Genomic DNA, 21,418 nt, shown 5'->3' with positions numbered 1-21,418 from the left:
GCCGACCCGACGGGAGGATCCGATGCGCAGACTCGGCCGGATGGCGGCGGGGGCCGCCGGACTCCTGCTGGCGGGGGCGACGATCACGGCGGCGAGCGCGGCGCCCGCGAGCGCGGCGCCGGTCCGGGAGGCGGCATCGTCCGGTGGGCGGGTGGTCTACGTGACCAACAGCGCCAACGCGGGCGGGACCGGCAACGTCGCCCGCTTCGCGGTCACCGGAGCAGGCACGCTCACTCCGGTGGACGCGCTGCCGACCGGCGAGACGGCGGGTACGCGCGCCATGGCCTTCACTCCGGACGGGCGCTTCGGGTACGTCGCCGACACCCTCCTGAACCGGATCCTGCGGGTGCGGATCGGGCCGGACGGGGCCCTCACCCGCCTCGGCACGGTCGCGACGCGGGCCCCGTTCGCGATGGCGATGTCCCCGGACGGCCGGACGCTCTACGCGAGCAACCTGGGAAGCCGCGCGGTCTCGGTGTTCGCCGTGGGGCGCCGCGGCGGCCTGCTCCCGCGCGATGCGGTGGACACCGGTGCCGAGAACAGCAAGGGGGTCGCGGTGACCCCTGACGGCCGGTTCCTGTACGTCAGCCACGGCACGCCCGCCGACACCGCGCGGACCGTGCTGACCGGCTTCGCGCTGCGCGCCGACGGTTCGGCCGGGCGCCGGGTGGCCAAGGCCGCGATCGGCGTGTCCGGGGCGGAGACCGTGATCACCCCGGACGGCAGGTTCGTGTACGTGGTCAACCAGGTGTCGGACGACGTTCACGGGTTCCGCATCGCCGCGAGCGGCGCTCTGAGGCCCGTGCCCGGCTCGCCGATGCCCGGCGGCGACTTTCCCGAGGGGGCCGCGATCAGCCCGGACGGGCACCGGCTCTACGTGGCCGCGGTCGGGGTCGGGGACGGTCCCGACGCGGTCCCCGGCCAGGTGCTGGGGTTCGCGATCGGGGACGACGGCGGCCTCACCGAGACCGTGCCGCGGACCAGCATGTCCAGCCCCATCGGCATCGGGTTCGCCCCCGGCGGACGGCGCGTGTACGTCAGCGACTTCACCGACAGCATCGTCAACACCTTCGCGGTCGGGCCGGGCGGTGCGCTCAGGCTCCTCCAGACAGTGCCGTCCCAGGGCCCGCGCCCGGCGTTCCACTCGGTCAACGTTCCACCCGCCCCGCGCCCCTCGCGGGCTTCGGCTTGACCTTCATACCGGGGTGAACGTTGATGAACTCTCCGTAGTGAACATGCCCGACCGCAAGGACGGCCGTGCACCGTTCACGGTCATCGGCCTGGGACCGATGGGGCAGGCGCTCGCCGGAGCGTTCCTGCGCGACGGCCGCTCCACGACCGTGTGGAACCGTACGGCGGCGAAGGCCGGCCGACTCGTCGCCGAGGGCGCGGTGCTCGCCGGTTCGGTGGACGAGGCCGTTGCGGCGAGCCGCCCAACTCCCGCCTGCGAGAGCGGCGACCTGCGCATGGTTCAGTCCGGTCCAATCGTTGATCTTGGCGATGGCGGCGGGTTACGTTGACTCCGCGAACAAGTGAATCTTCCGCCGGCGGCGTCCGGCGGGCAGAAGGAGGCCTGCCACCCCCATGCGTCTCTCCCTCTCCCGTCCCCCCACCCGGACTCTTGCCCTCGCCGCGACGACCGCGACCGCTGCGATGCCCTTGGCGCTCACCGTGCCGGCGTTCCCCGCGCACGCTGCCACCACCACCTGGAAGGTCGTCAACCCTGCGGCCGACGGACGGTTCAACGCCTTGTCGACGGGGTCAGTGACCATCAAGAACAAGGCGGGCATGGTCCTGCTCACCTGTTCCAAAGTCCAGACCTGGGGCGATATGGCAAGCAAGACCACCACCGACCCCAAGCCGGTACTGGCGGTAAGCGAAACCCTGTCCGTAGGCGCCAGCCCGCCCTGCGTCCGTCCCGACGGCACTCCGGCTCTTCTGACCGGGACCACGAGCACCGGCGTCGGCCGCTTCTACTACACCGCCACCGGTCACGACTCCGCCACCGGCACCACGACCCTCACGGGCACCAAGAGCTCCCCGTACGGCGTTTCGATCTTGGCGCCCGACTGCAGGTTCTCCCTCAACTCCATCACAGCGAGCTACAACAACAGCAGCCACACTTTGAGATACACCAGCGCGGCCGCCACGCCGTTCACCGACGCCAACCAGGACGGCTCCACCGGCTGTCCGGGGGTGAGCGCGAGCGAGATCGTCACCCTCACCGCCGAGTTCAAGGTCGATCCAGGCATCAAGATCACTCGTACGGTGAGCTGATCGATCCCAGCCGGGAAGACCGCTTCCGCCTCCCGGAGCGCGGTCTTCCCTGCCTGGTTCCCGCCAAAGGCGCCCGGGGAGACCCATCAATTCCCCATACTCATAAGGCTAAGAGCTGCGCAAACCGGCTACAGCTCGGTCTGGCCGGCACCGCGCGGCTCATGGCTTGCGGAACTGCTCCACCAGCGCCGCATACCCGCTGGCGCCGTGACCGGCGGTCGCCGCCCGCTCGGCCAGTGCCTTGACGAGCCTCGGCAGCTCGGCGTTGACGCCGAGCGACTCGCTCTCCTCCACTACGTGCGTCATCGCCGCCAGGTGGGTGTCGATGGTGCCGTCGTCGGCCGGGTAGCTGCCGTCGTCGGCCTGCCTCGCGTAGCCCGGCAGCCAGCCGGCCACCGTGCCGATCGCCGTCTGTGCGATGGGCAGGTACGCCGAGGCGGACACACCGGCCGCGCCGAGGATCGCGGCTCCGTTGAGGAAGCCGTTGAGCATGCCCCACATGAGGACGAGCGTGGCCATTTCGTGCGTGGCCGACAGTCCGGGGTCCTCACCGAGGTGGAGGCCCGTACCGAGACTGCCCAGCGTGGACGCGTGGGCCTCGTACAGCGGCCGCGGCCCGCTGTAGGCGAGCACGGCCCCGGCCGTGCCGACGGCCTCCGGGACGGCCATGATCCCACCGTCGAGGTAGCCGCCGCCGCGGCGCGCCACCTCCCCGGCGAGCGCTCTGGCGCGCGAGGGCGTGCCCGAGGTCAGGTTCACCACGACCCGACCATCGAGCGGCCCGTCAAGGACCTCGGCCACGGCGTCGTAGTCCGATACGCAGACCACCACGAGCGGGGCCGCCGCGATCGCGGCCGCCGGAGACCCGGCGAGCGTCGCGCCCCGACCCACGAGGTCGTCGGCCTTGGCCGTCGTGCGGTTCCACACGGTCGTCGGATGTCCCGCGCGCAGGAACGCCCCGGCGAGGGCGCCGCCCATCAGTCCGAGACCCAGAACCGTGACGGGTGTGCCGGTGTGCATCATGTTCCCCTTCTCTGATCGCTGGCACAATCGTCAACGTTCACACCGGTATGAAGGTCAAGGGGGAATCGGCGTGCTGATCGGGGAGCTGAGCCGGCGGACCGGGGTGAACCCGCACCAACTGCGGTACTACGAGGCGCAGGGCCTGCTGGCGCCCGACCGCGGCGACAACGGCTACCGCGAGTACGGCGACGACGCCGTGCTGACCGTGGCCCAGATCAGAAGACTGCTCGACGCCGGGCTGTCGACCCAAGAGATCGGGTACCTCCAACCGTGCGTCACCGGCGCGGCCCCCGACCTGAAGCCCTGCCCGGAGACCCTGGACCTGCTACGGGCGCGCATCGCCGGACTGGACGAGCAGATCGACACGCTCGTCCAGTCCCGGCGGACACTGCGGGAGTACCTGACGGCCACAGAACGGCGGCTGGCCGGCTAGGGCCAAATGCCGTTGTCTTTGGTCAGGGCAGGTGGATGAGGTTGGGCTCGGTCGAGGTTGGTTGGGGCGGCCAGTGGTGGCGTTGGGCGCGGTTGAGTCGATAGTTGGACATCTTGCGTTTGACGTGCGGGGCTGCTGCGCAGCCGCCGTGGCGGCAGCAGGTCGTCGCGGAGCCGCGTCAGGGCGCCGATCAGCAGCTCAGGGGAAAAGACCCCGGTGCGGTGGTGACGCTGCGGCGCACGGCGCGCAGAGTGTCGGTGAACGACAGTCGGTCGGGATCCATGCCGCCGGTCGCGTGCCGGTGCCGAGAACTGTGTCATCGAGCTTGACCTGCGAAGGCCCTGCTCGTCTGGTTGTCGGCCGCGGGCTCCACGAGGGTGGGTACTACGGGTGGTTGTGGTGCTACGTCTGGTGTATCTCGTGGTGGTGCGGGTGCTCGGCTGGTTGATGCTGCTGGCCTGGTCGGATGCGGCCAAGGACGCTGAGATCCTGGTGTTGCGGCATCAGGTGGCGGTGCTGCGGCGGCAGGTGAAGTGGCCGCGCCCCTCCTGGGCGGATCGAGCGGTGATCTCGGCGCTGGCCCGGCTGATGCCCGCTGGCGATCGTCGGTGGCTGCGATTGTTTGTCTCGCCGCGCACGGTGCTGCGCTGGCACGCCCGCCTGGCGCAGCGCCGCTGGACTTCCCGCACCGGCGGCCGGGACGCCCCCGCACCGCGGCCGGTGTCCGCAGGCTGGTGCTGGAAGGCGCGTGATAATCCCACCTGGGACTATCGGCGCATCCACGGGTGAACTGGTCGGCGTGGGCTACCGGGTGGCGCCCTCGACGGTACGGGCAATCCTCAAGGACGGCGGCATCGACCCCGCGCCCGCGCGAGCCGGGCCGAGCCGACGCCGGTTCCTGACAGCCCACACCCACTCGATCATCGCCGCGTCCACCTGGCCGGCGTGACCGCGCACCCGTCGGGGGCGTGGGCGGCCCAGCAAGCCCGCAACCTGCTGATGGAACTGGACCGGCGCTCAGCATCAGGAGTGGCGTCCGCTGCGTCGCCCCATGCGTTGTGCCCCTGACGCGACGCCTCGCACCGGCCCCCTGCCTGGGGCGACCGGCCCCGCCTCTGCTCGCCCTCGGCCCGCCGAGAACGGCGCTAGCGGAGTCGGCGGGCCAGGGCGCGGGTCTGGGCCGCCTGCCGCCGTAGCCGCCGGCTCTGCGCACAGGCCTCGGCGGCGCGGCGCAACGTGTCCCGTGTCGCCTCGCGCAGCCCGGCCGAGACCGCAAGGGCCGCCGCCACATCGTCGGCGGTGACCGGTTGCTGATACATGCCGCACAGACTGCCCGGTCCAGCGCGGCGCAACCCTGTCCGCCTCGCGCCCCCGAGCGGCCCCGCCGCGTCCACGCCGGCTAACGCGGCCCCGCGGCGGCTTACGGTTTGGGGCCGAGACCGGTGAAGAGCATCTGGAGTACGCGGTCGACGTAGGCGTGCGTGAGGGGTTCCCCGGTGATCAGGAATCTGTAGTACAGCGGGCCCGACAGGATCTCCATCGCCAGGTCCAGGTCGAAGTCGGCCGCGAGTTGCCCCTGGTCCCTGGCGGCTTCGAGGCGGGCCCGGGTGTCGGCGGTCTGGGGCTCGATGAAGCGCTGCTTGTGTGCGTCGGCGACTTCGGGATCGTGCTGTGCCTCGCCGATCAGGTCGCGGTAGAGGGAATCCCAGGGTGGCCGGCCCAGGAGGTCGACGACTCTGGTGATGACCTCGCGGAGGTCGGCCACGATGTCGCCGGTGTCGGGGTGCGCCAGGCTCTGGGTGTTGAGGCTGAGGACCGCGTCCAGGAACAGCAGGCCTTTGGAGGGCCAGCGGCGGTAGATGGTGTGTTTGCCGACGCCGGCCCGGGCGGCGACCGCCTCGATGCTGAGCTTGGCGTAGCCGCCCTCCTGGGCCAGGTCGAGCGTGGCTCGCAAGATCGTTTCAGTTCGGTTGGCGGCCCTGGCGGCGCGATGGTCGGTCATGAGCGCACCCTAATGGAACGGCACGGGCCGTGTTGACAGTGACCGGGTGCGTCGGCGACGCTGACTCTGCGGCACGGCCCGTGCCGTGTCATTGGTTCGGTTCGGCATGACGCACGGCCTGGGCCGCGTCGCCGACAAAGGAGATTCCGATCGTCATGAGATGCCGTCGATCCGTCGCCGACCGCGGTGGCGCTCTGCCTGAAACCTGCTGCAGGCCCGTTCCGTCGTTGTGGGGGCCGGGGCGGTGAGGGGTCCTGCGGGTGGTTCCGCGCTTGAGGCGGAGAGGGCTGCTGTGAAGGTTTCTCAGGCGTGCACGAGATCGGCACCGGGGCCGGGCGGGTACGAGGAGCACTGCCGTGAGCTGGTCGGGCAGGCGGTGCTGGAGGAGCGCGCCCGTATCGCCCGGGAACTGCACGACGTCCTCGCGCACCACATGTCGCTGACGGCGGTGCGCGCCGAGGCGGCACTGGTGGGAATGCCTGGACTGCCGGATGCGGCCAGTGAGGTTCTGGAGGTGGTGCGGGACGCCGCGCGTGCGGCGCTCGCTGAGACCCGCCGGATCGTCGGGGCGCTGCGGGACGGCGGCCAGGGCGTCGAAGGCGTCCCGGGGCCCGGGCTGGGCGATGTGGCCGAGCTCGTGGGCGCTGCCCGCGGTGTCGGCCTGCGGGTGTCCGTCTCCGTGGTCGGGGCTCCGCGGCCTGTGGACGTCGGCGTGGAACTGGCGGCGTTCCGAGTCGTTCAGGAGTCCTTGAGCAACGCTGTCCGGTACGCGCCTGGAGCACGTGTCACCGTCGAGATCGCCTACGGGCCCGCTGCGCTGACGGTGGCGGTCGTCGACGATGGGGCCCGGATGGCGCTCCGAGCCCCGCGCGGCGGCGGCCACGGCCTGGCCGGGATGCGCGAGCGTGTGACGCTGCTCGGCGGCACGCTTCGGGCAGGGCGGGCGGGGGACGGGGCGGGCTGGTCCGTCCTGGCCGAGCTGCCGTACGCCGGTCTCGCGCCTGCCAGCGGGCAGTCGGCGCGCTCTTCCGAGTTCGTGGCCGACCGCCGCATCGATCGCCGGGCCGGCAGCAGTGCCGTAGGGGGCGGTCGGCCATGTGGATAAGGCTGCTGGGCACGCTTGAGGTGCGGTCCGGTGAAGGCGCGGCGGTGCACGTCGGGGGCTGCGCCCCCGATCACTGCTCGCCTTGCTGGCGCTGAACTCCGACCGGGTGGTCGGTACCGGGCAGCTGATCGACGGCGTGTACGGCACCGCGCCGCCCGACGGCGTCGTCAACGCCCTTCAGGCGCAGGTGTCGCGGCTGCGCCGCGGGCTGCGAGCGGCCGGGGTCGCGGCGCCGATCGAGATGAGCGGCGCGGGTTACCGGCTGGCGGTCGATCCGGAGCGGGTGGACGTGCATCGCTTCGCGCGCTTGGCGCGCGACGGCAGGCGATCGCTGGACGCGGGAGAACCCACGCACGCCGCGGCGCTGCTGCACGAGGCGGTCAGACTCTGGCAGGGGGCCGCGCTCGCCGATCTGGCCGAGGCGCCGTTCGCCGCCGCCCAGGCCGCGCGGATGGCCGAGCAGCGCCTGGCCGCGCTGGAGGACCTGGCGGAGGCGGAGCTGAAGCTGGGCCGGTACGCGGCGGTGGTGGCACGGCTGCAGGAGGCGGCGGCCGAGCATCCGCTGCGCGAGCGGTTGCGGGGGCAGCTGATGCGGGCGCTGGCCGGGGCGGGACGTCAGGCCGAAGCGCTCGCGGAGTTCGAGGATGCGCGGCGTGTGCTGGCCGAGGAACTGGGGACCGACCCGTCGGCGGAGCTGACGCAGGCACACCTCGCGGTGTTGCGGGGAGAGGTGCGCCCGGCACCCGAGCGCGCCTCGGCTCTGTCCGGGCTACCCGCGCGCGTGAGCGGCTTCGTGGGCCGGCGGACGGAGTTGGCGCAGGTGGATCAGCTGCTGGCCGCGAGACGGCTGGTGACGCTGGTGGGCCCGGGCGGGGTGGGAAAGACCCGGCTGGCGCTGGAACTGGCCGAGCGGGCGGTGCAGCGGACCGTCGCCGAGGCGCGGTTCGTCAACCTCGCGGTCGTGGACGCCGGCGGGACCGGCGGCGGGGTCGCCGAGGCGGTGGCCGGCGCCTTGGACCTGCACGGCGTGGGACGCCTGAAGGACGGCGACAGAGCGCGGCCCGATCCGATCGGACGGCTGCTCACCGCCCTGGACGAACGGGAGGCGCTGCTGATCCTGGACAACTGCGAGCATGTGGTGGACGAAGCGGCTGTGGTGGTGCAGCGGTTGCTGGAGGGATGTCGGCAGGTGCGGGTCCTGGTCACCAGCCGGGAGGCGCTGGGCATCACCGGGGAGATGCTGTGGCCGCTGGCCCCGCTGGAGACCCCGGCCGGCGGTGAGGCCGACGAGCTCTCTGCTCAGGAGGCGCTCGGTTTCGCGGCGGTCCGGCTGTTCACCGACCGGGCGGCGGCGGTCCAGCCCGCCTTCCGCCTGGGGGAGGCCGAACTGGGGCCGGTGCTGCGGATCTGCGCCAGGCTGGACGGGTTGCCGCTGGCGCTGGAACTGGCCGCCGCGCGGCTGCGCTCGCTGCCGCTGGCCGAGGTGGAGGCCCGCCTGGACGACCGGTTCCGGCTGCTGGAGCGCGGGGAGCGGACGGCGGCGCCCCGCCACCGCACGCTGCGCGCGGTGGTGGAGTGGAGCTGGGACCTGCTGGCGGACCAGGAGCGCGCGCTGGCCCGGCGGCTGGCGGTGTTCGTGGGCGGCGCCCCGCTGAGCGCGGTGGTGGAGGTCTGCGCCTGCGACGACCTGGACGACCCGGCCGACGCGCTGGTCAGGCTGGTCGACAAGTCGCTGGTGGAGGTGGACGCCGTCGGCCGGTACCGGATGCTGCAGACCGTCCGGGATTTCTGCGCGGAGCGGCTCGCCGAGTCCGGCGAGCAGGCCCGGGTGGAGGCCGCTCATGCGCGATGGTGTCTGCGGCTGGCGGCCGAAGCCGAGCCGCACTTGCGCGGCTCTCGGCAGTTGGAGTGGCTGAGGTTGCTGGATGCCGAGCACCCCAACCTTCTGGCCGCGCTTCGCCGTTCCCTTCCCGCGGCACCCCGCCGGGCACTGCGCCTGGCCGGCCTGCTCAGCGGATACTGGTTTCTGCGCGGGCTGCGCGGGGAGGTCGCGCCGCTGGCGGAGGAGATACTGCGTGCGGCCGGCCGGCAGGTGCCCGACGGGCTGGCCGATGAGTACGTCCTGTGCGTGCTGAACGCCCACGGCCAGGGCGGCGACACCCCGGAGCGGTCCGCATGGTGGCGGCAGGCCATGACCGTCATGGACGGCCGGACCGAGCCGCCGCGATATCCGTACCTCACCTTCCTGTGGGCGATGACCGCCGGGCCGACCGAAGCCAGCCGCCGGCGCCCGCACACGCAGGTCGGCACCGACCCGTGGTCGCAGGCACTGCGACGGATAGGAAGCGGCTACGCGGCTTTGCGCACCGGGGGGCCGCAGGACGCGGCCGAACGCGAGTTCCAGGCCGCGCTGCGCGGTTTCCGCACCCTCGGGGACCGGATCGGGGCGGCCAAGGCGCTCGATGCCGCGGCGATGCTGGCGGCACGGCGCGGGCGGCACGGGGAGGCGTTGGAGCTGTGGGCCGAGGGCATCGCGGCGGCCCGCGAACTGGACGCGATGCCGGCGGCGGTGACCATGCGCTGCAACCGGGGTGCCGCCTTGCTGCGCACCGGGGACCTCAACGGTGCACGCGCCGAGTTCGCCTGGGCCGAGTCGGTGGCCCGGCGCAACGGACTGCGCGAGGAACTGGGCGCGGCCCGCTGCGGGCTCGGTGAGGCCGCCCGCCTGGAGGGAGACCTGACCGCCGCCCGCCGGCTGTTCGAGATGGCCTTGTACGACGCGGTACCCGAACACGCCTCCGCGACCGGCACCCGGATGCGTGCGCTGATGGGCCTGGGCCGGGTGGCCGAGGCCGAGCAGGACGTGGAGGCGGCGCAGGCCAGGCACCGCGAGGCGCTGGAGGTGGCCCTGCGCGCCGGCGACCTCGGTGCGGCAGCCGATGCGGTCGAGGGGCTGGCCGGTGCGGCCCTGCTGGCCGGCGACGGTGAGCGGGCGGCGTTCGTGCTGGGGCTGAGCGATGCGGTTCGCGGCGCGGAACCGGCGGCGCAAGCGGGCGCGGCGCGTACGGCGGCCGGCGTGCGGGACCTGATCGGGGCCCTGAGGTTCGCCGAGGTCAGACAGCGGGGCGCGTCGAGGACGGCCGAGGCGGCACTGGCCGAACTGGGCACATCGTCAGCGACGGTCAGCCCGTTGTAAGCCCGCGGTAGGCGCCGTCATGAACAGTGCTCACATGACACAGACACTGAACACCCACAGCATCGGCCACGAGAGCGTCGAGGCCCTGCGGCTGGTGGAGGTGGGCAAGGCACACGGCGATGAGGACGCTCGGGTGACCGCGCTGGACGCGGTGTCGCTGGCGCTGCCGCGCGGCACCTTCACCGCGGTGATGGGCCCGTCGGGATCGGGAAAGAGCACCCTGCTCAACTGCGCGGCCGGGCTGGATCAGCCCGATACCGGCCGGGTCTTCGTGGACGGCCTGGAGCTGGGCGGCAAGAGCGAGGCGGCGCTGACCAGGTTCCGCAGGCAGCGGATCGGCTTCATCTTCCAGCAGTTCAACCTGCTGCCCACGCTCACGGTCATGGAGAACACCACCCTCCCGCTGAAGCTGGCCGGACGGCGGACCGACCGGGCGCGTGCCCGCGCCGTCCTGGAACGGGTGGGCCTGGGACAGCGGCTCGACCACCTGCCCAGCCAGCTGTCGGGCGGCCAGCAGCAGCGGGTCGCCATCGCCCGGGCACTGGTCAGCGAACCGAGCGTGATCTTCGCCGACGAACCGACCGGTGCACTCGACAGCCACAGCGCCCGCCAGGTGCTGGAACTGCTGCAGGAGTCGGTACGCGCCTTCGGGCGAACGCTGGTGATGGTGACCCACGACCCGGTGGCCGCCTCCTACGCCGACGCCGTGGTGTTCCTGGCCGACGGCCGGCTGGCCGGGCGCATGTCCAACCCGACCGCCCAGGCGGTGGCCGAACGGCTGACCCGCCTCGGTGACTCCACGGCACGGCAGCACCGTGACACCGAAATCGCCGGCGCCCTCGCCACGGCCGGCCGCGGCGGAGAGGGGTTCTGATCATGCTCGGGCTGGCCCTGCGGTCGCTGCGGCGGCGTACCGGCGCCTTCGCCGCCACCTTCCTGGCGGTCTTCCTCGGCGCGGTGCTGGTGATCGCCTTCGGGTCACTGGCCGACACCGCGGCCGCCGGCACCGTGTCCGGCACCGACCAGGAGAAACTGATCACCATGGCCACCGTGGTCGGCGGCTGGGGGCTGTTCCTGGTCGCCTTCGCCGTCACCTCCACGATGGCGCTGTCGGTGAACCAGCGGACCACCGAGATGGCCCTGCTCAAGAGCGCCGGCGCCACCCCCGCCCAGCTGCGCCGCATGATCCTTGCCGAGGCCGCACTCGTGGCGCTCACAGGCGCAATGCTGGCGATCCCGGTCGGAGCGCAGGCCGGCCACGGACTGCTGGCGCTGATGCGCAACGGCGGCCAGGTCGACACCGGCGTGGACTACGCCTTCGGGCCGGTGGCCCCGCTCCTGGGCCTTGGCGTCACCGTCCTGGCCGCCCTGGCCGCCGCCGCGCTGACCTCGCGCCGCGTGGCCCACATGCGGGTGGTGCAGGCCCTGGGCAGCGCGGCCGGCCCCAAACAGGACGGCGCGCGGATGGGCAAGATCCGCGCCATCGTCGGTGTGGTGTTCCTGGGACTGGGCGTTCAACTGGCCGTGATGGGCTCCTTCGCCGGCCCCGAGGGACTGAACGCCATGCAGTTCGCCGGCTCCGCGGACGTCCTGTTCGCCATCGGCATGGCCTGCTTCGCCCCGGTCCTGGTGCGCTGGTCCAACGCGCTGCTGACCCGGCCCGTCCTGCGCTACGGCGGCGCCGGCGGCTACCTGGCGGTCCTCAACCTGCGCCGCCGCATCGCCCAGTCGGCGTCCGCGCTGACCCCCGTGATCCTGTTCGTCGGCATCGCGGTGGGCACCCTGTGGATGCAGGTCATCCAGAACCACGCCAACACCACCGCCGGAATGAAGACCGCCGACGACGACGCCGTCCGGACACTGAACTTCGTGGTCATCGGCTCGATCGTCGCCTTCGCCTGCATCATGCTGATCAACACACTGATCGCCTCCACCACCCACCGCCGCCGGGAACTGGGCCAGCAGCGCCTGGCAGGCGCGACTCACCGGCAGGTCCTCGGCATGATCCTCCTGGAGGGGACGGTGCTCACCATCGCGGGCGTGGCGTTCGGCACGATCGCCGCCATGACCACCGTCCTGCCGATGAGCATCGCCAAGAACAGCACCCTGCTGCCCGATCCGCAATGGGGCATCTGTGCCGGCACCGCGGGCGTGGCCGCGGCCGTGACCCTGACCGCCCTGCTCGGCACCGCACACCGCGTCCTGCGGACACCCGCCATCCAATCGGTGGCAACGGTTTAACCGGCCTGGCAAGTGTCAGGAGTGGACCGCCCCGGCGGCCCACTCCTGACACGCAGCCGCTCCAGCCGGTCATCGCCGACGCGCACCCGTGCCGTCGGGCCGCGGCTTCGCAAGAATCAGCGGGAGCGGGCCTCGACGAGCGGCCCGGGTCGCCGCGGCCCGTCAGTCGCTCCAGAAGGCCCGTCCAGAGCGGCCGCCGGAGACCGACCAGACCTCGGCGATGAGACCGTTCTCGATGCGGAGCATGTCGATCCCGCTAATGCGCAGATCACGCCCGGTCTCGTCGGTGAAGCACGCCAGGTAGGGGCGGGCGATCTTGCCGTTCGGGAGCCCGTCGCGCAGCTCCAGGTCCACGACGGCCTCGCCTTCGGCGGCGAAACTCAGCCCGGAACGTTCCCGGCGGAACCCCTCGATCTTCTCGGTCAGCTGATCGCGGCGCCGGATGCCGTCGAACTCATCGGCGCCCGGCTGGGCGTACCGGAGCCGGAACTCCGGCGCCATGATCTGGTCGGCCAGACCCTGGTCGCCGTTCCACATCGCGGACCAGAGGTCGAACATCCGGGCGCCGATCTCCCGTACATCCGTGGACTGCAGGTCGATGGTCATCACTTGACCCTTTCCGGATCATCTCACTGATACGGTCGCGATGAGATGGACGCTATAGTCTCATTGGGACGGTGTCAAGGGAGGGATGGTGGGTGTGACCGAGCTGAACTCACCCGGGTACGTGGTGCTGGGGCTGATCGCGCGTCACGGCCCGATGACGCCCTACGAGCTGAAGGGCAGGGTGGAGGAATCGGTCGAGTACTTCTGGCCGATCCCGCACGCGCAGCTCTATCGGATCCCGGTGCGGCTGGCCGAGCTGGGACTGCTGCGGGAGGAGGCCGAGCGGACCGGGCGCCGCCGTCGCGTCTTTCACCTCACCGACGCCGGTCGGACGGCGCTGCGCGAGTGGCTGGGCGACCCGCACGCCTCCGAGCCGGAGACCCGTGATCCCTCGCAGCTCAAGCTGTTCTTCGCCGACCTCGGCGATCCCGCCGACGTGGTGGCGCTCGCCCGCGAACAGGCGACACAACACCGCTACTGGCTTGAGGTCTACCGCTCGCTGCGCGCCGAGCTCGACCCGTCGGACGACGCGCGACTGGTGTCGCGGGCCCGGATCCTCAAGCTCGGAATCATGCACGAGCAGGCCTACGTCGACTTCTGGGAATCACTCGCCACCGACCCCGACCGCCTCGACGCCGACTGAGTACCCCGACCGCGAAGCCGAACGGCCCTCACGACACAAGAAACAACGCCGATCGCAGCCCGCTGCCGGTCACCTCCAGCACCGTGCCCCTCGTCCACCGGGACGGGCACCGGGCCGACCGTCCACCGGGACGCCAGTGGGCGCGGAATGCGGTCGCCTTGGGCGGGTGCCGAAACCCGCGGCGAACGCGGGCGGGGGTGAGTCGGTAGGGTCGCAGCGGGCGTTCCCAGGGCCGCCGCAGATCGCGGGCGAGCCTGCGTGCCAGGCGCAGTGGGCGTGGGCGGCAGGATCAGCCAGGTCCAGCGGTCGGCGGCCGCCGAGGAGCGCAGGCGCGGGCTGTTCCAGCCCAGCGTCTGGTTCAGCAGGCGGAAGTCGTGCTCCAGGCCGAAGCGGCCCAGGAACGCAATCCAGAGCCGGTCGACGTCGTGCTCGGTGGCGTCGGTCCCCGACCACCACAGCCAGATGGCTTGGGCGCCGCCGGTGGGCAGGTGCTCGACCTGGAGCCGGATCACCGTCCCGGAGATGACCGGTAGCCGGCCGGGCAGGTGTTCCCAGGTCGAGCCTCGGGTCAGCCGGGGACGCAGCCGATCCCAGGTGATGGCGGTGCCGGGCGTGGTGGTCTGGGCGTGCGGGGCGCCCCAGGTCGCGGGATCGCCGAAGACGAACTTGCCGCCGTGCTTGGGCGGACGTCCGCCCAGCGGGTTGGCCAGCAGGAACTCGGTGCGCGAAGGGGCGGTGCGGCGCAGCCCCGGTCCGAGCGCATCCTGCCCAGTACCTCGATCGGCAGGCCCTCCAACAGGAACACCGGTGGCGCCCGAGCGAACGGCTGTCACAGTGGAGTCCACGGCCGTCGTCTCCCGTTCTCGATGGACTCATCCAGCCCAAGAATGAGACGACGGCCGTCCGGCGACGAGATGCCTCGACCGCCACAGCCCACTGTCACCAAAATGTCCGCCATCAAGCAAAACACGATGTATGCGCAGTTCAGTGCCGGATGGCATGATGAGGATCATGAAGCTGCTCCGAAAGGACGATGCCGCGTAGGCGGCCTTCCCGTGTCCGGGCCTCCAGCGCCTCACATATGCGCGGACACCTTCTGGCTCCAACCTCGAATCTTCCCCGCGCCTCCAACGCATTGACCGCGGCGATCGCCCGGCTGGAGCACGATCGGCTGTGGCCTGGCGCCATCGCCGATGCCCTGCGCTGGTGGTCGTTGGCGGCCCATCGCCTCGGCCGGGCCCTGACGGGTGGCTGCGGGTGTGAACTGTGCCTTCCGGTCCACCGAAACGAACAGCGAGCGACCCTGGAACTTGCTCTCCATGCACTTCCCGCGCGACCAGCTCGTGAGCTGCGTCGCTTGGTGGAGCCACTCGATGATCGCTATCGCGCGGGAAGCCATCCCGACCCGTTGGCCCCAGGCGAGGATGGCTGGTGGTCACGTCGATGCTGAAGGGCGATCCGCCCAGACGTTGAACGACAAGCTGACATAACGACGCGATCCTTGCCTTCGGCGACCGCGCGCAGGTGCCGCATGGTTCGGCCGGTCCCGAAGCCGTGGGGCCGGCTTGCGGTTCAGCGCGCGACGCCGCGGGTTTGCGCCTCCCAGAGATGGTCGGCGTCAGTGGTGCCGAGGCAGGAACGGTGCCCGAGGTGTGGGTCGCGGCCGGCGGCGGCTGCGACCTGGTCCGCGCCGACGCGATCGTGATGCCGCGCGTGGACAGGACCGGCCGGCTGACCGCGCAGCTCCGCGACGACGCCAAGCTCAGCGTGACCCTCCTGGAGGGCTCGGCGGGCGACCATCCGCCCGCCGAGTTCCATCGCCGGTTGGTCCGGACGATCGCCGAACTCGCCGACTCCAACGATCCGCACCTGGTGAGCGCACGCGACGAAGACGGCACCTGGCGCTGGGTCAGCGAACCGCTGTAGACGTCCGGCGTTCGTGCTCGGCGGCCGGAGGACCCGGCGGTCCGCGCGGTGATCGTTGGGCGCGGTCAGCCGGGGATGCGGACGGCGAGGAGGGCCACATCGTCCTCCCCGCTGGGCTCCATCCGTTCAAGGAGCCGGTCGCACAGGTGGTGAAGGGGAAGCCGGGAGAGGCGGGCGCTCTGGTGACGCAGACCGGTGAGACGGTCGGTCAGGTCGGTGCCGCGGGTCTCGATGAGGCCGTCGGTATAGAGCAGGACGGTGGAGTACGGCGGGAGCGCTCGGACGGTGTCGGGCCTTGTGCCGGTGAGTTCGGGGTTGCCGAGCAGCATCCCGTGCTCGTCCAGGAACCGCGTCCCGCCGGCGCGGGTGATCAGCAGTGGCGGGGGATGCCCGGCGTTGCACCAGCGCAGGTTCCAGATCCCGGCGGCCGATCGCTCGATCCTGGCGAACACGGCGGTGGCCATCTCCGCGTCGCTGACGGCCGCCATGACACCGTCCAGACGCTCCAGCACACTGCTGGGAGGCCCGTCCAGGTCCCACGCCAGGGCTCTGAGCATGTTGCGGACCTGGGCCATCCGGGCCGCCGCGCGCAGGTCATGGCCCACGATGTCACCGATCACCAGGCCGGTGGTGCCGTTGGACAGCGAGAAGGCGTCATACCAGTCGCCGCCGACCCAGCCGGCTCGCGCCGCCGGCACGTAGCGGGCCTGGAGTTGCAGAAGACCCGGTTGCGGCAGGGGCGTGAGCAGGCTGCGCTGCATCGCCTCGGCCGTGTTGCGCTGCGCGGCGAACAGGCGTGCGTTGGCCAGGACCAGGCCGGTGCGGCGCGCGATGTCCTCGACCACGAGCCTGTCCTCGGGCCCGTAATCCTGCCCGGGACGGGAACGCCCCAGCGCCAGCGCGCCGTAGACCTCACCCCGGGCGGCCAGCGGGGTGACGATCGCGCTGTGGGCGTCCATGACGCGCAGGAACTCCCGCTTGGCCGCGGCCGCCGGCTCGTCGCCACGGACGTCGGCTCGGCCGTTGACGACCAGGGTCGTACCGCTGCGCAGCACTTGGGCCAGCCGATCACGGGGTGTGCGCGGAAGTACCGCCGTCGGTTCATCCAGGCATGCGGCGCCGTCGGCGGAAAGGTCACGGTGCGTTCCGGCGACCGGCTCCAGGCCGCCGTCGGGACGCAGCAGGTCGACCTCGGCCCAGTCCCCGAGCGCGGGTACCACGAGCCGGACCAGCCGCCGCAGCGCCTCGGTCTCGTTCAGCGTGGACGACAGCACCGTGGTGATCTCGGCCACCAGCGCCAGCCTGGTGTTGGCACGCTGCACCTGCGCCGTCCGGTCACGGCGTTCGCGTTCGACCGCCAGCAGGTCGGCGGTGTCCTGGAAGACGATGACGGCCCCGGCCATCGGTCCCGGATCGCGCCCCTTCCCATCCCGGTCGCCGGCGTAGATCGGTGCCGAGGACCAGGAGCACATCACCGGCCGACCGTCCTGATGGAGGAATCTCACGCTGTCCGCGTGATCGGGGACACCGGTGCGAAGCACGCGCATGAGGCGGCGCTCCCGCTCCGGCGGGGTGCCGCCCTCGTCGTCCGGGTGCAGGAGCCTGTGCAGCCGCCACCCCAGCACGTCGTCCCGGGTGTACCCGAGGATGGCCTGGGCCCGCGGATTCCACGCCGTGATACGGCCGGACCCGTCGGTGGCCAGAACCCCCGGGTTCATCGCCTCGACCAGACCTGCGTGCACCGTGCCCGGCCGATCGTGCGCAAGACCGTCCATCCAGTCCCTCCGGGGCCGTCACCACGTCCATTCCCACGCCTCACCACACCCACTCCCGCACGTGGCGGTCCACCCGCACGTGCAGGGGCACTTCGGGCAGTAGTTTTGATCATTGGGCAAGGAACGTCGGCGAGAGGTGAGAGCGGTCCCAGCCGTCCAGGAGCCGGGCGTTCCCCGCGGAGACCGCATCGGTGGGCCCGATCGGTTATGACTGAAGCCAATCACGCGGTCGGTGTCGGCTATGTTCGTTCCCCTTTCGGTGCTGCTTCTATCGGGCGTCACGGACGGGAGGGGGCGCCGGCGGTGCCTCGTCGCCGTCATCGGACCCGCTCGCATGGGGTGCGTGTTAGGCCGGGCAGGCCGCGGCCGCCGCCTGCGGTCGGCGTCGGCGGGCCGGCGGGTGGAGGCTGGTTGGTCACCGACACCGTTAGGCCTTACGCAGCGGCGCAGAATCACCACCACGTGTGCCGCCTCGTGCCGCGAGGTAACAGGCCGCCGTGCCGGCGCCCGGTCTGTTCCAGACAGCCTTCTACCGCTCATAGCGGGTGCTGCTGTGGAACCGGTTCCCGTCGCCTCACTTCATCTTGTTCGTTGATCTGGGCGTTGAGTTCGGCTCCGAGCAGTACCGCCAGCGCGGTGACGTACAGGAACAGCAGAGCGGCGGCGGGCGCGGCCAGCACTCCGTAGGTGGCGTTGTGGGTTATGGCGATCGACAAGACGAACCGCAGTGCCATGCTGCCGCCAAGCCACAGCAGCATCGCGACGACGGCGCCGGGCAGGTCCTGGTACCAGCGGCGGCGTACCGGTGTGGCGAGGTGGTACAGCGTCACCAGCAGCCCGGTGCACACCAGGATGAGGAAGGGCCAGTATCCGTACCGCACCACCGGTCCGACCGTGTGCGCGGCCGTGTCCGGCGCGGCTGCCGTGATCCATCCAGGGGCGGCGACCAGCAGCGGCAATATGACCGTGCCGGTGGCCAGTGCGCCCAGATACAGCGCGAACGACAGGGCCCGGGCGCGCACGGCCGATCGCATGTCACGCATTCCGTAGGCGATGGCGATGGCGTTGACGTAGGTGCTCATTGCGGCGGACCCGGTCCACAGCGCCAGCGCGAACCCGATCGAGACGATCCCGCCGCGACCGTGGCGCAGCACGTCGGTCAGCACCGGCTTGACGACATGTTCGACAGCCGTCGGCGCGAGAACCTGTTCGGCGCCGGCCAGGATGCGGGCTTCCACCTCGGCCACGACGTCCGTGCCGAACAGCGGGGCGAGGTACCCGATGGCGGCCACCAGCACCAGCAGCAACGGGGTCAGCGACAACAGTGCCCAGAATCCCGCCTCCGCCGCCAACCCCAGCACCCGGTCCGACCATGCCTGCGCGACCGTCCGGCGGACCAACCGCCAGACCGACCTCAGCCGTTCACACGATGGCGGCGGCGTTGTCCAGGCGCGTCGAAGGATCCCTCTGAAGATGTCCGCCGGACGTGGGATCGGCATGAAACCCCCATGGGCGAGGTGCGCCGACGTCGAAGGGCGGATCCACGAAGGGCATTCCCGGGCGCGGTGACTTCATGCGCCAGGCTGGTCGCCATGGGCCTGAACCCACTCGTTCCGGTCCCCCTCGGTCTGGGCGCGCACGAGTGCGCGCACCCCGGGCGGCAAGTTGTCATCGGCCCGGATCCGCTCGCTACGGGGCGCGGTATCGGGCTGGTTGTTGTGGGCCTGGATCCGTTCAATCTGGGCACGCACCGCTGCACAGTAGGACTCCGACGGCATGGCGGGCACCAGCGAGACATCCACCACCGACGCCGCAAGCATCGTCACGGTGACGGTCGTCCATCCTGAAGTCGCAGTTCATGGGCCTGGTGTGAGCGGGGCCGGGGTGCTCGTGCTGGCCGGTGGCCGGTTCCCGAGCCGGTGATCGTTTGTCAGCGGGTGACGTGGCTGCCGGGCGATCAGCCGACCCGATGATCCGGAGGGCGATCCGGAGATGCGCCGCGCCGGCGGCCGCGTTCGGCGTAGACCGGGGACGCCGGCCGCTGACAGCGCTTCGATGTCGCGCAGCACAGTGCGAGTGGATACCTCCAGTTCGCGGGCCGGCGCGACCGCAGACAGCCGACCGTGCCGCCGCAGCAACAGGACCAGCGAATCCAGTCGGTCGGAGTGCATACGAAAGGTTCTGCGGAATACACGACACAGGGTGTCGTGTATTGCCGGGAGGCTTAACGAGTGACTCCCTCAGACCCTCTGAGCGGTCACTCCATACGGTCTGGCGCGCAAGCAGTTCCCGCGGGCCGAACCTCGGCGGTCGAGCGCTGCCAGGTTCGGACAAACCGTCGGTGCCCGCTGCCGCGGTCCTGGCCGTTCGCAATTCACTCACACGAAGGAGCATCGGATGGGGTCTCAACTCAACCCGTGCCTGGCTTTCAACGGGAACGCGCGGCAGGCGATGACGTTCTACCACGACGTCTTGGGCGGCCAACTGGAGATGGGCACGTACGCCGAGTTCGGCTCGCCGGACGCATCCGCCGACAAGATCATGCATGCCACGCTCCGCACCCGGGACGGCTACACGCTGATGGGTTGGGACGTCCGGCAAGAGATGCCCCACGCCCCAGGCAACAACGTTGCGGTCTTCCTGGGCGGCGACGGCGCCGAACTCCGCGGCTACTTCGAGAGGCTGTCGGTCGGCGGCACCGTGACGTTGCCCTTGGAGAAGCAGTTGTGGGGTGATGAGGCCGGCTCGCTCGTGGACCAGTTCGGCATCACCTGGATGGTCAACATCAGCCAGGAGCAGTCCTGATCGACCACGGAAGGAGCCCCGGGCCGGTGGTGGGGTGCCGGACTCATCTCCCTAGCCGCCGGCGCGGCCGGACGCAGGGTTTGCTCACGAGCCCGATGGCGGCATGAACGGCCCGTAGCGCAACGCCCGAGCTGGCCGCCGCCCGGCCCGGAGCTTCCCCACCGAGCGCCGGACCGGGCGTGCGGGGTGACCGCATTCTCGCCCGCGCCCGGGGCCGCCGCCACGACTCCGGCGGGCAACGGGGCGCGGGCATCGGGGCGCGGGGGCGATGCCGCGCCGATCGTGGATGCGCCCGCCGCACCCCGGCCTGACACCGAACTCGCTCCCGGCGGCCGGCTGCAGCACCCTGAATGCCCAGGGTCACGGCAGCCGGCCGCCCGCTTCCAGGTGCGGCGGGCACGCTAGCCCCGCGCCGCCCTCCGGACCCCGGGTCTACCGGACGGGCTCGCCCAGTGGGCGGATCGAAGCGGGGAACGGCCCTGCCGTCCCTGGTCCAGGCCATGATCGCGCCGGGCGCGCGATCACCCTGGGCGCGCGGCCTGGAAAGCCGTAGAGTCCGGTTTTGAGCCTGGGAGCATCGCATCAGAACCTGCCCGGCGGCGTCACCGTGATCGCCGTCAGCGGCGCGGTGGACGCCACCACCTCCCCAGCGCTGGCCACCTACATCGAGCACGCCCACCGCAGTCCCGCCGACCGGCTGGTGCTGGATCTGGCCGAGGTCGGCTTCATCGACAGCTCCGGCATCGGCGTGGTCAACGCCCACACCTACGCCGCCCCACCACCACAGCGCCTTGCGGGTGGCCGCCCTGCAGGCCCGCGCGATGCGGGTGTTCGACCTGCTGCAAATGGACGCCCACATCCCCGTGGCCGAGGCCCTCACCGCCATGCTGACCGAGCCCCGCACACCCTCCCCGCAGCAGCAGGACACCGACCCGCCCCGCAGCGCACCCGCCTAACGCACGCCCGGACCCGGCCGCCCGGCGGCGCCGGGCCGCTCACCGCGCGTTCGGTGAAGCACCGGTCCCGCCGTTGCCGGGGACGGCGGCGCAGACACGCAGGAAGCGGTCCAGCCCGGTGCGCCTCAGCGCCGCTGTCACCCGGGCCTGCGGCGCCACCAGCACCAGCTCCCCGTCGGCGGCCGCGGCCCGCTTCCACAACCGCACCAGCGCGTTGAGCCCCGAGGAATCACAGAACACCAGCTCCGCCAGCTCCAGCGCGATCCGCGGCTCGCTGCGTTGATCGATCAACCCACCGACCCGGGGCCTTCCCCCTTGGATGTGGACACCTTGGAGACTGGATCTTGAGGTCCAGGGGAAGAGATGTCATCGATGGCGCTGAAGCACTATCCGGAGGAGTTCAAGGCCGACGCGGTGGCGTTGTACCTGT

Annotated in this window: 21 protein-coding genes and 2 pseudogenes; 14 read left to right on the top strand and 9 right to left on the bottom strand. The window is 71.6% G+C overall.

Annotated features, from left to right (window positions below; all coding sequences use genetic code 11):
• Positions 1-22: 22 nt before the first annotated feature.
• From ACA361_RS12325 to ACA361_RS12315, 3 genes are all read left to right on the top strand, one after another.
• Entirely contained in the window at positions 23-1,192 is a 1,170-nt protein-coding gene (locus tag ACA361_RS12325) for a lactonase family protein (protein WP_375012037.1), read from the top strand.
• Positions 1,193-1,205: 13 nt separating this feature from the next.
• Positions 1,206-1,520: an NAD(P)-binding domain-containing protein gene (locus tag ACA361_RS12320; RefSeq protein WP_375012036.1), complete on the top strand. Its 315-nt coding sequence runs from the start codon at positions 1,206-1,208 to the stop codon at positions 1,518-1,520.
• 64 nt (positions 1,521-1,584) lie between these two features.
• Positions 1,585-2,277 carry a hypothetical protein gene (locus ACA361_RS12315; protein ID WP_375012035.1) on the top strand — a complete coding sequence of 231 codons (693 nt, stop codon included), beginning with the start codon at positions 1,585-1,587 and terminating at the stop codon, positions 2,275-2,277.
• 159 nt (positions 2,278-2,436) lie between these two features.
• Here ACA361_RS12315 and ACA361_RS12310 read toward each other — a convergent pair whose 3' ends face one another.
• Positions 2,437-3,300 (bottom strand): NAD(P)-dependent oxidoreductase, encoded by an 864-nt coding sequence (locus ACA361_RS12310; protein ID WP_375012034.1) that lies wholly within the window; start codon positions 3,298-3,300, stop codon positions 2,437-2,439.
• 70 nt (positions 3,301-3,370) lie between these two features.
• Between ACA361_RS12310 and ACA361_RS12305 the strand changes: the two genes are divergently transcribed.
• Entirely contained in the window at positions 3,371-3,733 is a 363-nt protein-coding gene (locus ACA361_RS12305; RefSeq protein WP_375012033.1) for a MerR family transcriptional regulator, read from the top strand.
• Between the two features lie 411 nt (positions 3,734-4,144).
• Positions 4,145-4,522, top strand: coding sequence for a hypothetical protein (locus ACA361_RS12300; RefSeq protein WP_375012032.1), 378 nt, complete (start codon positions 4,145-4,147; stop codon positions 4,520-4,522).
• A 631-nt stretch (positions 4,523-5,153) separates the two neighbouring features.
• Here ACA361_RS12300 and ACA361_RS12295 read toward each other — a convergent pair.
• Complete coding sequence (locus ACA361_RS12295; RefSeq protein WP_375012031.1) at positions 5,154-5,735, bottom strand: TetR/AcrR family transcriptional regulator; 582 nt, start codon at positions 5,733-5,735, stop codon at positions 5,154-5,156.
• A gap of 292 nt (positions 5,736-6,027) precedes the next feature.
• Between ACA361_RS12295 and ACA361_RS12290 the strand changes: the two genes are divergently transcribed.
• The 4 genes from ACA361_RS12290 (at position 6,028) to ACA361_RS12275 (ending at position 12,277) form a co-directional block, all read left to right on the top strand.
• Positions 6,028-6,840, top strand: a complete 813-nt coding sequence (locus tag ACA361_RS12290) for a sensor histidine kinase (RefSeq protein WP_375012030.1) — start codon at positions 6,028-6,030, stop codon at positions 6,838-6,840.
• 82 nt (positions 6,841-6,922) lie between these two features.
• Positions 6,923-10,036 (top strand): BTAD domain-containing putative transcriptional regulator, encoded by a 3,114-nt coding sequence (locus tag ACA361_RS12285; protein WP_375012029.1) that lies wholly within the window; start codon positions 6,923-6,925, stop codon positions 10,034-10,036.
• A 34-nt stretch (positions 10,037-10,070) separates the two neighbouring features.
• A complete protein-coding gene (locus ACA361_RS12280) occupies positions 10,071-10,910 on the top strand; it encodes an ABC transporter ATP-binding protein (protein ID WP_375012028.1) in 840 nt (279 codons plus the stop codon).
• 2 nt (positions 10,911-10,912) lie between these two features.
• Entirely contained in the window at positions 10,913-12,277 is a 1,365-nt protein-coding gene (locus tag ACA361_RS12275; RefSeq protein ID WP_375012027.1) for an FtsX-like permease family protein, read from the top strand.
• Positions 12,278-12,439: 162 nt separating this feature from the next.
• On the opposite strand, the gene ACA361_RS12270 is transcribed toward ACA361_RS12275, so the two are convergent.
• Entirely contained in the window at positions 12,440-12,883 is a 444-nt protein-coding gene (locus ACA361_RS12270; protein WP_375012026.1) for a hypothetical protein, read from the bottom strand.
• 94 nt (positions 12,884-12,977) lie between these two features.
• Between ACA361_RS12270 and ACA361_RS12265 the strand changes: the two genes are divergently transcribed.
• On the top strand, positions 12,978-13,526 hold the full coding sequence (locus ACA361_RS12265; RefSeq protein WP_375012025.1) for a PadR family transcriptional regulator: 549 nt from the start codon (positions 12,978-12,980) through the stop codon (positions 13,524-13,526).
• On the opposite strand, the gene ACA361_RS12260 is transcribed toward ACA361_RS12265, so the two are convergent.
• Positions 13,469-14,371: a hypothetical protein gene (locus tag ACA361_RS12260; RefSeq protein ID WP_375012024.1), complete on the bottom strand. Its 903-nt coding sequence runs from the start codon at positions 14,369-14,371 to the stop codon at positions 13,469-13,471. The two genes, ACA361_RS12265 and ACA361_RS12260, sit on opposite strands and share 58 nt — an antisense overlap.
• Positions 14,372-15,134: 763 nt before the next feature.
• On the opposite strand from ACA361_RS12260, the gene ACA361_RS12255 reads away from it, so the two are divergent.
• Entirely contained in the window at positions 15,135-15,452 is a 318-nt protein-coding gene (locus tag ACA361_RS12255) for a hypothetical protein (protein ID WP_375012023.1), read from the top strand.
• Positions 15,453-15,517: 65 nt separating this feature from the next.
• Here ACA361_RS12255 and ACA361_RS12250 read toward each other — a convergent pair whose 3' ends face one another.
• The 4 genes and pseudogenes from ACA361_RS12250 to ACA361_RS12235 all read right to left on the bottom strand — a co-directional run.
• A complete protein-coding gene (locus tag ACA361_RS12250) occupies positions 15,518-17,170 on the bottom strand; it encodes a SpoIIE family protein phosphatase (RefSeq protein WP_375012022.1) in 1,653 nt (550 codons plus the stop codon).
• A 593-nt stretch (positions 17,171-17,763) separates the two neighbouring features.
• On the bottom strand, positions 17,764-18,588 hold the full coding sequence (locus ACA361_RS12245) for a YihY/virulence factor BrkB family protein (RefSeq protein ID WP_375012021.1): 825 nt from the start codon (positions 18,586-18,588) through the stop codon (positions 17,764-17,766).
• A gap of 210 nt (positions 18,589-18,798) precedes the next feature.
• On the bottom strand, positions 18,799-19,053 hold the full coding sequence (locus tag ACA361_RS12240; protein ID WP_375012020.1) for a hypothetical protein: 255 nt from the start codon (positions 19,051-19,053) through the stop codon (positions 18,799-18,801).
• Between the two features lie 170 nt (positions 19,054-19,223).
• Positions 19,224-19,398, bottom strand: a pseudogene (locus ACA361_RS12235) (HTH domain-containing protein); the annotation flags it as partial.
• A gap of 226 nt (positions 19,399-19,624) precedes the next feature.
• Here ACA361_RS12235 and ACA361_RS12230 point away from each other — a divergent pair.
• From ACA361_RS12230 to ACA361_RS12220, 3 genes and pseudogenes are all read left to right on the top strand, one after another.
• On the top strand, positions 19,625-20,032 hold the full coding sequence (locus ACA361_RS12230; RefSeq protein ID WP_375012019.1) for a VOC family protein: 408 nt from the start codon (positions 19,625-19,627) through the stop codon (positions 20,030-20,032).
• A gap of 607 nt (positions 20,033-20,639) precedes the next feature.
• Positions 20,640-20,774 (top strand): annotated as a pseudogene (locus ACA361_RS12225) (STAS domain-containing protein); the annotation flags it as partial.
• A gap of 55 nt (positions 20,775-20,829) precedes the next feature.
• The gene (locus ACA361_RS12220; protein WP_375012018.1) at positions 20,830-20,988 is read left to right on the top strand and encodes a hypothetical protein; all 159 of its coding nucleotides are present in this window, start codon (positions 20,830-20,832) and stop codon (positions 20,986-20,988) included.
• 39 nt (positions 20,989-21,027) lie between these two features.
• Here ACA361_RS12220 and ACA361_RS12215 read toward each other — a convergent pair whose 3' ends face one another.
• On the bottom strand, positions 21,028-21,279 hold the full coding sequence (locus tag ACA361_RS12215) for an STAS domain-containing protein (protein ID WP_375012017.1): 252 nt from the start codon (positions 21,277-21,279) through the stop codon (positions 21,028-21,030).
• Positions 21,280-21,418: the final 139 nt, after the last annotated feature.

Source organism: Actinomadura sp. 21ATH (assembly GCF_041951345.1).
In the GTDB taxonomy this organism is placed as follows: domain Bacteria; phylum Actinomycetota; class Actinomycetes; order Streptosporangiales; family Streptosporangiaceae; genus Spirillospora.
Note: the sequence above shows the minus strand (reverse complement) of the source record. Positions and strands in the feature narration are given on the sequence as shown.

Coding starts and splice junctions, on each gene's coding strand:
- ACA361_RS12255 (WP_375012023.1), top strand. CDS start 15,135: ATGGTCGGCGTCAGTGGTGCCGAGGCAGGAACGGTGCCCGAGGTGTGG.
- ACA361_RS12315 (WP_375012035.1), top strand. CDS start 1,585: ATGCGTCTCTCCCTCTCCCGTCCCCCCACCCGGACTCTTGCCCTCGCC.
- ACA361_RS12275 (WP_375012027.1), top strand. CDS start 10,913: ATGCTCGGGCTGGCCCTGCGGTCGCTGCGGCGGCGTACCGGCGCCTTC.
- ACA361_RS12250 (WP_375012022.1), bottom strand. CDS start 17,170: ATGAACCCGGGGGTTCTGGCCACCGACGGGTCCGGCCGTATCACGGCG.
- ACA361_RS12270 (WP_375012026.1), bottom strand. CDS start 12,883: ATGACCATCGACCTGCAGTCCACGGATGTACGGGAGATCGGCGCCCGG.
- ACA361_RS12310 (WP_375012034.1), bottom strand. CDS start 3,300: ATGATGCACACCGGCACACCCGTCACGGTTCTGGGTCTCGGACTGATG.
- ACA361_RS12230 (WP_375012019.1), top strand. CDS start 19,625: ATGGGGTCTCAACTCAACCCGTGCCTGGCTTTCAACGGGAACGCGCGG.
- ACA361_RS12295 (WP_375012031.1), bottom strand. CDS start 5,735: ATGACCGACCATCGCGCCGCCAGGGCCGCCAACCGAACTGAAACGATC.
- ACA361_RS12280 (WP_375012028.1), top strand. CDS start 10,071: ATGACACAGACACTGAACACCCACAGCATCGGCCACGAGAGCGTCGAG.
- ACA361_RS12325 (WP_375012037.1), top strand. CDS start 23: ATGCGCAGACTCGGCCGGATGGCGGCGGGGGCCGCCGGACTCCTGCTG.